Annotated in this window: 1 protein-coding gene (cut by a window edge); it reads left to right on the top strand. The window is 52.4% G+C overall.

Going from position 1 to position 12,148, the window contains the following annotated elements; genetic code table 11:
- Positions 1–12,148: part of a non-ribosomal peptide synthase/polyketide synthase coding region (locus C6H66_RS25630; RefSeq protein ID WP_146111043.1), annotated on the top strand (this coding region is incomplete at its 3' end). 32,474 nt of the annotated region lie to the left of the window's left edge; the window shows 12,148 of its 44,622 annotated nt.

Raw genomic sequence — 12,148 nt, 5'->3', positions numbered from 1 at the left:
TAAAGGCGACCCGTATTTGCTGGCTGGTCAGATGGTCTTTACTGACCGAGCCCTGTTGGATGGCTATTTGGTGGCAGTGCAACAGGTGATTAACCGTCATGACATTCTGCGTACAGTTTTTATCTGGCAAGGATTGTCCACGCCGGTTCAGGTGGTCTGGCGTCAGGCTTCATTGTTAGTCACCGAACTGACATTGAACCCGATTGATGGGCTAGTCCGTGACCAGTTAGCTCAACGTTTTGATCCGCGTCGATATCGTATTGATCTGCAACGAGCACCTTTGCTGCATTTTGTAGTGGCTCAGGAGGAGGATGGCCGCTGGAGCGTATTACAATTGTTGCATCATTTGATTGGCGACCATACGACGCTGGAAGTGATGAACCGTGAAGTTCAGGCTTATCTTGCCGGACAGGAAGATAGTCTGCCCGCGCCAGTCCCTTTCCGCAATTTGGTGGCGCAAGCCCGATTGGGGGTGAGTCAGGCCGAGCATACCCGTTTCTTTACTGACATGTTGGCTGAAGTGGATGAACCAACGCTGCCATTCGGGTTGACGGAAGTCCATCGGGATGGTTCACAAATGGCGGAGTCGCACCGAATGTTGACGCCTGAGTTGAATGACCGCTTGCGTAACCAGGCCCGGCGTCTGGGTGTCAGTTTGGCTGCGTTGTGTCATCTGGCCTGGGCACAGGTGTTGTCGCGTACCAGTGGACAGGCGAAAGTGGTGTTTGGCACCGTACTGTTTGGGCGGATGCAGGCCGGGGAAGGGGCTGACAGCGGCATGGGATTGTTTGTCAACACTCTGCCGTTGCGGCTGGATATAGATGATACCTCGGTACAGGAGAGTGTGCGGTTAGCCCATACCCGGTTGGCCGGATTGCTGGAGCATGAACATGCGTCACTGGCGTTGGCTCAACGTTGCAGTGGGGTACAAAATGAAATTCCGCTCTTTAGCGCCTTATTGAACTACCGGCATAGTACGTCGCCGATAGCCACGGATGAAATCATCAGCGGTATTGAATTTCTGGGCGGGCAAGAGCGAACGAACTATCCGTTGGTGCTCTCAGTGGAGGATTTTGGTGATGCACTGGGATTGACGGCACAAATCGTTCAACCGATTGATCCAGAGCGGATATGTGGTTATATGCAACAGGCATTGGAAAGTCTGATACAAGCGCTTGAACAGCAGACGGAAGCTCCAATACGGTTACTGAATATTTTGCCGGCAGCAGAAAAGAGGTTGTTACTGGAGACCTGGAATGCGACTGAGGCGCCATATCCTGACCAGTGTTGTATTCACCGGTTATTTGAACAACAGGCAGAAAATACCCCTGATGCGATAGCGTTGGTGTATGGAGAACACATTCTCAACTATGCCGAATTAAATGCCCGTGCCAACCAACTGGCTCACTGGTTAATTGGGCAGGGGATCCTGCCGGATAACCGGGTCGCTGTGCAGTTAGAGCGTTCTATTGAACTGGTGGTGGCTCAGTTGGCTATCCTCAAGGCCGGGGCCGTTTATGTGCCGATCGATCCCCGGGTACCGGACGAGCGGAAGCACTGGCTGATAACCGACTGTTCAGCCAAGTTATTGCTTACTGATATCCCGGTTAACTTGGTTGATGAGATCGGCGCTGTTAGGGCGGAAGATTACCGCAATCCTGACTTGCCCCGCTCCAGTACTGAGCTGGCTTATATTATGTATACCTCCGGCTCGACCGGTACACCTAAAGGGGTAATGGTGCCGCATCGGGCGGTGGTTCGGCTGGTGATCAATAATGGGTACGCCGAAATCGGGCCGGATGATCGGGTGGCGTTTGAAGCTAACCCGGCTTTTGATGCCAGCACCTTTGAGGTTTGGGCACCATTGCTCAATGGCGGTACGCTGGTGGTGATTGATCACGCTACTGTGCTAACGCCCAAAGAGTTTGCCCAGGCATTACAGACTTATCGCATTACCGTACTGTGGTTGAGTGTCGGGCTATTTAACCGACTGGCGGCAGAGTTGTCTCTGGCTCTCCCACAGCTCAAAATCTTGATTGTCGGCGGCGATGTGCTGGATCCGCATGTGATGGCGCAAGTTCTGCGTGATAGCCCACCGCAACAGTTATTAAATGGCTATGGACCGAGTGAGGGCACCACCTTTACTACCACCTACCGTATTACCGCGTTACCGTCGGGAGTGGCGAGAATTCCCATTGGCCGACCAATAGCCAATACGCGAGTTTATCTGTTAGATGCTAATGGTCAGTTAGTACCGTTGGGGGCGGAGGGGGAAATTTATATCGGCGGAGATGGGGTTGCCAGTGGCTATCTTAATCGCTCTGAATTGACCGCTGAACGTTTCCTGCCGGATCCGTTCAGTGATGAACCGGGTGCCCGGATGTACCGGACCGGGGATTTGGCTCGCTATCTGCCGGATGGCAATCTGGAATTTCTGGGTCGTAATGACCAACAGGTGAAAATCCGTGGTTTCCGCATTGAGCTGGGGGAAATCGAAGCCCGATTAATGGAACACCCGGCGGTGAATGAAGTTGCTGTACTGGTGCTGGACGACGGGCAGGATAAACGGCTGGTGGCTTATGTGGCGGCCGAAGCGGATGAAGAGTTGGTCAATCGTCTGCGTACTCATTTAAGTGCGGTGTTACCGGATTATATGGTTCCGGCCGCGTTTGTCCGTCTGGATGCCTTCCCGCTGACCTCGAACGGTAAACTGGACCGTCGGGCGCTACCGGCGCCGGGGGAAGAGGCTATTGCCCGGCAGATTTACGCTGCTCCATCAGGGGAGATGGAAACCACATTGGCCGCTATCTGGCGTGAGTTACTGGGTGTTGAGCGGATTAGCCGGTATGACAACTTTTTCGCACTAGGCGGCCATTCGCTGTTGGCGGTGCGGATGATGAACCGGCTAGCGGCGTTGGGGATTGAATTACCGCTGTCCACGCTGTTTACATTCCCATCTTTGATGGCCTTTGCTGAGGCGATGCGTGCCCGGTTTGATGAGTTAGGCGAAGTATTGCCCGCTATCATTCCGCTGTCTCGTGAGGGCCAATTGCCGTTGTCATTTGCGCAACAGCGCCTGTGGTTCCTGGCGCAGTTTGAGGGGGTGAGTGAGACCTATCATATTCCGCTGGCCCTGCGTCTATATGGTCAGTTGGATATTGTGGCTTGGCAGCAGGCGCTTAATATGTTGTTTGCCCGTCATGAAGCGTTGCGTTCTGTTTTTGTTGCTGTTGACGGCCAGCCGCAGGTGGAATTGTTGCCGGCGGCATTAGGGCTGCCGATGAAGAAATATGATCTACGTGACGTACCGGATGTAGATGCCCAACTTGCCTCTCTCTCTGCTCAGGAAGCCGGGGCACAGTTTGATCTTGCCTGTGGCCCATTAATTCGTTCCAGTCTGGTACAACTGGCTGATGATGATCACGTTTTCTTACTGACTCAGCACCATATTGTTTCCGATGGTTGGTCTTTAGGGGTATTGAAATCAGAGCTGGAGACGCTTTATTCGGCTTACTTGAACCAACAGCCGGATCCGTTGCCACCGTTGACGATTCAGTATCCTGATTACGCCGCCTGGCAGTGCCAATGGCTGTCGGCAGAACAGATACAGTCCCAATCTGACTATTGGCGTACCAATCTGGTTGATGCGCCGGTTCTGTTGGATTTGCCTACTGACCGGCCACGTCCATCTCAGCAGTCATTTGCCGGAAATATCTTGCCTGTCAGTCTGGATGCAGAGTTAACCCAATCCCTTAAACGCTTGAGTGAGCAACAGGGCGTCACGTTATTTATGACTCTGCTGGCGGCTTGGGCAACGGTTCTATCGCGTTTGTCAGGTCAGGAAGATCTGGTTATCGGTACGCCGAGTGCCGGTCGCAGTCGGCAAGAAGTGGAATCCTTGATCGGCTTTTTTGTGAATACGCTGGCGTTGCGGATGGATTTATCCGGTGAACCCAATGTGGCGGAATTACTGGCGCGGGTAAGACAAACCGCGTTGGCGGCCCAGGAACATCAAGATCTGCCGTTTGAACAGGTGGTGGAAATCGTGCAACCACCACGCCGACTGGCGCATACCCCATTGTTCCAAGTGATGTTTGCCTGGCAGAACAATGAGAACACGGAATGGCGGTTGCCGGGACTGGTGGTTTCACCTGTCGGGCAAGCTTTTGATGTGGTTAAGTTCGATCTTGAGCTGAATTTGTCTGAGGTAGAGGGCAATATCGTCGGTTATCTGAATTATGCTACCGCACTGTTTGACCAACCGACCATTGAGCGGCATATGCAATATCTCCATACCGTACTGCGAGGGATGGTGACTAACCTTCAACAACCGGTCGGAAAAATCGATATTCTGACAGTGACAGAGCGCAGACTATTGCTGGAAACTTGGAATGTAATTGAAACAACATATTCTAATCAGTTATGTATTCATCAATTATTTGAACAACAGGTGGAGAACGCGCCTAATGAGACGGCTGTGGTGTATGAAGAACAGATCCTCAGCTATGCCGAGCTCAATGTCCGTGCCAACCGTTTGGCGCATCAACTGATAGCGTTGGGAGTCACACCGGATCAACAGGTGGCGGTTTGCGTGTCACGTTCACCGGCAATGGTGGTGGGGGTATTAGCGGTGCTGAAAGCCGGGGGGGCTTATGTGCCGCTGGATCCGGTCTATACCGGTGAGCGTCTGGCACATATCCTGACCAATGCGGCCCCCGCTATTTTGTTGGCGGATAACGTCGGGCGTGATGCGCTGGGTGAGAATACGCTGGCAGGGCTGACAGTACTTGACCCGAATAATCTGCCAGATCAGCCGGACAGTAACCCGCAGGTGCCAGCATTGACGGCACAGCATCTGGCGTATGTGATTTACACCTCGGGCTCGACCGGCACGCCGAAAGGGGTGATGGTGGAACATCGTCATATCCTGCGTTTGTTTGACGCGACTGAATCCTGGTATCGCTTTAACCGGCAGGATATTTGGTGCCTGTTCCATTCCATAGCGTTTGACTTCTCGGTATGGGAATTATGGGGGGCATTACGCTACGGCGCTAAACTGGTGCTGGTTCCGCACGCGATTGCCCGTTCACCCCAGGAGCTGCATCAATTCGTGTGTCAACACGGCATCACGGTGTTGAATCAGACCCCAAGTGCCTTCAAAGCCTTTATTACCAGTTATGTCGCCAATCCATTACCGGACTGCTTGCGTTATATCATCTTTGGCGGGGAAGCCCTTGATCCGAGTATTTTGAAGCCGTGGTATGCCTTGCGAGAGGAGACGTTGCCTCAGTTGGTGAATATGTACGGTATCACCGAGACCACGGTTCACGTCACTTACCGGGCGCTGGGCCGCCATGATGCAGAACAGACAACGAGTCCTATTGGCACGCGTATTCCGGACTTAACCCTCTATTTGTTGGATAAGTATGGTCAGCCAGTACCGTTAGGCGCTGTAGGTGAGTTATATATTGGCGGGGCTGGTGTGGCACGGGGTTATCTCAATCGTTCTGAGCTGACGGCGGAACGTTTCTTAGCAGACCCGTTTAGTCATATTCCAGATGCCCGGATGTACCGCACTGGGGATTTGGCCCGCTATCTGCCGGACGGCAATCTGGAGTTCCTGGGCCGTAATGACCAGCAGGTGAAAATCCGTGGTTTCCGCATTGAGCCGGGGGAAATCGAAGCCCGACTGATGGAATACCCGGCGGTGAGAGAAGCTGTTGTGCTGGCGCTAGATGATGGTCAGGATAAACGGTTGGTGGCTTATGTGGCGGCAGAAGCAGATGAGGAGTTAATTAATCGTCTGCGTACTCACTTAAGTGCGATTTTACCGGATTATATGGTGCCGGCCGCTTTTGTGCGTTTGGATACCTTCCCGTTGACACTGAACGGTAAACTGGATCGCCGGGCATTACCGGCACCGGGGGAAGATGCCTTTGCCCGTCAGGTTTATGCCGCGCCGCAAGGGGAGACAGAAACGCTGCTAGCCGCGATTTGGAGCGAGTTGTTAGGCATTAAACAGATCAGTCGGCATGATAGTTTCTTTGCCCTGGGCGGTCATTCATTGCTGGCGGTGCGGATGATTGAACGTCTGCGTAACGCGGGGTTAACACTAGCGGTGCGTGACCTTTTCCAATTCCCGGTGTTGTCCTCATTTGCTCAAACAGTGGGACGGTCACAAGCGGTGGTGGTGCCGACGAATGTCATCACTCCGGCAACTACTGCAATCACACCTGATATGTTGCCGTTGGCTGATCTGACTCAATCTGAGATTGACCATATCATTGCACAAGTACCGGGTGGGGTTGCCAATATTCAGGATATCTATGGTTTATCACCGTTGCAGGACGGTATTCTGTTCCATCATTTGTTGGCGAATAAAGGCGACCCATATCTATTGGTCAGTCGGATGGCCTTCGCTGACCGAGCTCTGTTGGACAATTATTTGGCGGCAGTGCAACAGGTGATTAATCGCCATGACATCTTGCGTACTGCTTTTATCTGGCAAGGCTTATCCGCACCGGTTCAGGTGGTTTGGCGTCAGGTGCCGCTATCAGTAACTGAATTGACGTTGGATACCGTTGATGGACCGATTTATGAACAACTGCTTCAACGTTTTGGCCCGCGTCAGCATCGTCTCGACTTAAGTCAGGCTCCCTTGCTGCGCTTTATGGTGGCACAGGAAACTGATGGCCGCTGGATTGCACTGCAATTGCAGCATCATCTGATTGGCGATCATACCGCAATGGAAGTAATGCACCGCGAAGTTCAGGCGTACCTTACTGGGCAAGAAGACAGATTGCTTGCGCCGATCCCTTTCCGCAATCTGGTGGCTCAGGTTCGGTTGGGCGTGAGCCAAGCCGAGCATACCCGTTTCTTTACTGACATGTTGTCTGAGGTGGATCAACCGACGTTGCCATTTGGATTGACAGAGGTACATCGAGATGGTTCGCAGGTGACAGAGTTGCACCGGATGTTGCCCGCCATATTGAATAACCGCTTGCGTAGCCAAGCCCGGCGTTTGGGCGTCAGTTTGGCGACTTTGTGCCATTTGGCTTGGGCACAGGTGTTGTCGCATATCAGCGGACAGGAGAAAGTGGTATTCGGTACCGTATTGTTTGGGCGGATGCAAGCAGGACAAGGGGCTGACAGCGGCATGGGGCTGTTTATCAATACTTTGCCGTTACGGCTGGATATGGATGATACTTCGGTGCAGGACGGTGTACGATTAGCCCATACCCGGTTAGCCGGATTGCTGGAGCATGAACATGCTTCATTGACGTTAGCTCAACGTTGCAGTGGGGTTGCTAGTGGTACACCGTTGTTCAATGCATTGCTTAACTACCGGCATAATGCGTTGCCAGCAGCTCCAGATGAAACCCTGAACGGTATTGAATTTCTTGGCGCGCAGGAGCGTACCAACTATCCGTTTGTCTTGTCGGTGGAAGATTTTAGTGATGCTCTGGGGCTGACGGCTCAAGTAGTACAACCGTTTGAGCCGGAACGGATATGCGGCTATATGCAACAGGCGTTGGAGAGTTTGGTGGAAGCACTTGAACAGGCGCCGGAAACACCAATACGGATATTGAATATTCTGCCAGAAGTGGAACGCCGGTTGTTGCTAAGAACTTGGAATGCGACTGAAACTGCCTACTCTGAGCAGTTATGTATCCATCAATTATTTGAGCAACAGGTGGAGAAAAATCCAGATGCTACGGCGCTGGTGTATGAAGAACAGAAGTACAGCTATGCGGAACTGAATACCCGCGCTAACCGACTGGCCTATCAACTGATTGCGTTGGGTATTGCACCAGACCAGCGAGTAGCGATTTGTGTTACACGTTCACTGACGATGGTCGTGGGCTTGCTGGCGGTGTTGAAAGCGGGAGGGGCCTATGTTCCACTGGACCCGGCTTATCCAGGGGAACGTTTGGCACATATTTTGACTGATGCAGCTCCGGCTATTTTGCTGGCGGATAATGTCGGATGTATCGCACTGGGTGAGGAGGCACTGGCAGGACTCACTGTGCTGGACCCGAATATTTTGCCTGATCAGCCGGACAGTAACCCGCAAGTGACCGCACTGACTGCGCAGCATCTGGCGTATGTGATTTACACTTCGGGTTCAACTGGTACACCAAAAGGCGTGATGATTGAGCATCGTGGGCTAATTAATCTTGTTCAGGATAAAATCGCCCAGTTTGACATTCGCTCGGATAGCCGGATGTTGCAGTTTGCCTCGTTGAGTTTTGATGCCAGTGTTTGGGAAATCATGATGGCGTTGGGGAGTGGTGCTAGTCTGATTATTGCTGTCGATATCGTCCGTCAGGACCCGCTTCGTCTCTGGCATTATCTGGAGCAACAGTCGATGACTCATGCCTGTCTGCCCCCGGCACTGCTCCGGGAAAGGATCGATTTACCGGAAATATCGATAAGACCTACGTTGATACTCGGTGGTGAGGCACCTAGCGCAATGCTGCTTCAGGCACTGAGTCGTCGGGCGACGGTGTTTAATGCCTATGGCCCGACAGAAATCACGGTGTGTGCGACGACCTGGCGTTGTCCGCCAGACTACACGGATACGTTAGTGCCTATCGGCTATCCGACGGCGAACACCCAGATTTATTTGTTGGATACCTACGGCCAGCCAGTGCCATTGGGGGCCGTGGGTGAATTGTATGTGGGTGGTGCGGGGGTGGCGCGTGGCTACCTTAATCGTCCTGAACTGACGGCTGAACGCTTCTTAGCTGACCCGTTTAGTGAGATGCCGAATGCGCGGATGTATCGGACTGGGGATTTGGCCCGTTATCTGCCAGACGGCAATCTGGAATTCCTGGGCCGCAATGACCAACAGGTCAAAATCCGTGGTTTCCGTATTGAACCGGGGGAAATCGAAGCCCGCCTGATGGAATACCCAACTGTGCAAGAGGCTGTTGTGTTGGTGCTAGGTGATGAGCAGGGCAGACGGTTGGTAGCTTATGTGGTGGCAGAAGCGGATGAGGAGTTAGTTAATCGTCTGCATACACACTTGAGCGCAATTTTACCGGATTATATGGTGCCGGTGGCTTTTGTACGCCTGAATGCCTTCCCACTGACCCCGAACGGTAAGCTGGATCGTCGGGCATTACCGATACCGAGGGAAGAGGCTTTTGCCCGGCAGATTTACGCCGAGCCGTTAGGAGAGATGGAAACCACATTGGCCGCTATCTGGCGTGAATTACTGGGTGTTGAGCGGATTAGCCGGTATGACAACTTTTTCGCTTTAGGCGGCCATTCGCTGTTGGCAGTGCGGATGATGAACCGGATAGCGGCGTTGGGGATTGAATTACCGCTGTCCACGTTGTTTAAATTCCCGACCTTAGCCGATTTTGCTGAAGCGATGAATACTCGATTTGATGAACAGAGCAGCAAATTACCAGCTATTATCCCGCTATCCCGTGAGGGTAAATTGCCGTTGTCATTTGCACAACAGCGTCTGTGGTTCCTGGCCCAGTTTGAAGGAGTGAGTGAAACTTACCATATTCCGGTGGCATTGCGTTTACGTGGTCGGCTGGGCATCGCTGCTTGGCAGCAAGCGCTTAATACGCTGTTTGCCCGCCACGAAGCGTTACGTTCTATCTTCGTTGCTGTTGATGGTCAGCCACAGGTGGAGTTGTTGCCGGCGGAATCAGGCTTACTGATGAAAAAATATGAGCTGCGGGATACACCTGATAGAGATGCGCAGCTTGCGTTTCTGTCTACTCAGGAAGCCGAGGCGCCGTTTGATCTTGCTTGCGGCCCATTAATTCGCGCCAGTCTGGTACAACTGGCCGACGATGACCACGTTTTCTTGCTGACTCTACATCATATTGTTTTCGATGGCTGGTCTGTCAGCGTGTTGATGCGTGAATTGAGTACCCTTTACACCGCTTTCCTGGCAGGGCAATCAGATCCGTTGCCACCGTTAACGATTCAATATCCTGATTACGCCGCTTGGCAGCATCAGTGGCTATCGGCTGAACGCATACAGACTCAATCTGACTATTGGCGCACAAGGCTGGCTGATGCGCCGGTACTGTTGGATTTACCTACTGACCGGCCACGGCCACCTCAGCAGTCGTTTGCCGGGGCTTTATTGCCCGTCAGTCTGGATACGGAGTTAACCCAATCCCTCAAACACCTGAGTGAACAGCAGGGCGTCACGCTATTTATGACCCTGTTGGCTGCCTGGGCGACAGTTCTATCGCGTTTGTCCGGTCAGGAAGATTTGGTTATCGGTACACCAAGTGCAGGCCGAAGTCGACAAGAAGTGGAATCGTTGATCGGTTTCTTTGTGAATACGCTGGCGTTGCGGATGGATTTATCCGGTGCACCCAATGTAACAGAATTGTTGGTGCGTGTGCGGCAAACCGCGCTGGCGGCACAGGAGCATCAAGATCTGCCGTTTGAACAGGTGGTGGAAATCGTACAACCACCGCGTCAACTGGCGCATACCCCATTGTTCCAAGTGATGTTTGCTTGGCAGAGCAATGAAAATAAGGATTGGATATTACCCGGACTGACTGTTTCACCCGTTGGACAAACTTTTGATGGGGCCAAATTTGATCTTGAACTGAGTTTATCCGAGATGGATGGCAGAATTGTCGGTTATCTGAATTATGCCACTGCCCTGTTTGATCAACTCACCATTGAGCGACAGGTGGGATATCTCCATACCGTACTGAGAGAGATGGCAGCTAACCCACAACAGCCGGTCGGGAAAATTAATATCCTGACCGAGGCGGAACGCAAGCTGTTACTGGAAACCTGGAATGCAACCCAGGCGCCGTATCCTGACCAGTTATGCATTCACCGGCTGTTTGAGCAGCAGGCAGAGAAAACCCCTGATGTGGTGTCGTTGGTGTATAAAGAACGCATTTTCAGTTATGCCGAATTAAATGCTCGTGCCAACCGGCTAGCTGGCCGGTTAATCGAGCAGGGGATACGGTCTGATGATCGGGTTGCTGTGCTGTTAGAACGCTCCATTGAGCTGGTTGTGGCTCAGTTGGCTATTCTTAAGGCCGGAGCTGTTTATGTGCCTATCGATCCCCATGTACCGAACGAACGGAAAAACTGGTTGATAAACGATTGTTCAGCCCAATTGTTGCTCACCGATATTCCGGTTGATCTGGCGGTTCCATTGTATTGCCTTGTCGATGAGATGGACACCATCAGGGCGGAGGATTACCACAATCCAGACTTACCTCGTTCCAGTACCGAGCTGGCTTATATCATGTATACCTCCGGCTCGACTGGCACGCCTAAAGGGGTGATGGTGCCACATCGTGCCGTGGTTCGGCTGGTGATTAATAATGGGTACGCGGAAATCGGGCCGGATGATCGGGTGGCATTTGAAGCGAATCCGGTTTTTGATGCCAGTACCTTTGAAGTCTGGGCGCCGTTGTTAAATGGCGGCTCATTAGTGGTGATTGATCACGCCACCTTACTGACGCCTAAAGAATTCGTCCAAACACTACAGAGTTATCGTATTACGGTGCTGTGGTTGAGTGTCGGGCTGTTTAACCGGTTGGTGACAGCGTTGTCTCCGGTGTTGCCACAAATCAAGATTCTGATTGTTGGCGGTGATGTCCTTGATCCCCATGTGATAGCGCAGGTTCTGCGTGATAGCCCGCCTCAACAGTTATTGAATGGTTATGGACCGAGTGAGGGTACCACCTTTACCACCACCTATCGTATCACGACATTGCCATTGGGAGTGACTCGGATACCTATTGGTCGACCGATAGCCAATACGCGAGTTTATCTGCTGGATGTTTATGGACAGCCTGTGCCACAGGGAGTAACCGGTGAGATTTATATCGGTGGAGATGGAGTGGCTTGTGGCTATCTCAATCGTCCTGAACTGACCGCGGAACGTTTTCTGCCTGATCCATTTAGTGGTGAACTAGATGCTCGCATGTATCGAACCGGGGATTTGGCCCGTTACCTACCGGATGGCAATTTGGAGTTCCTGGGCCGCAATGACCAACAGGTGAAAATCCGTGGTTTCCGCATTGAGCCGGGGGAAATCGAGGCTCGGCTAATGGAACATCCGGCGGTGAGTGAAGCGGTTGTATTGGTACTAGGTGACGGTCAGGACAAGCGGTTGGTGGCTTATGTGGAGGCAGAA

The organism is Photorhabdus hindustanensis (genome assembly GCF_002968995.1).
Classification (GTDB): Bacteria; Pseudomonadota; Gammaproteobacteria; order Enterobacterales; family Enterobacteriaceae; genus Photorhabdus; species Photorhabdus akhurstii.
This window is presented reverse-complemented; position numbering and strand designations above follow the sequence as displayed.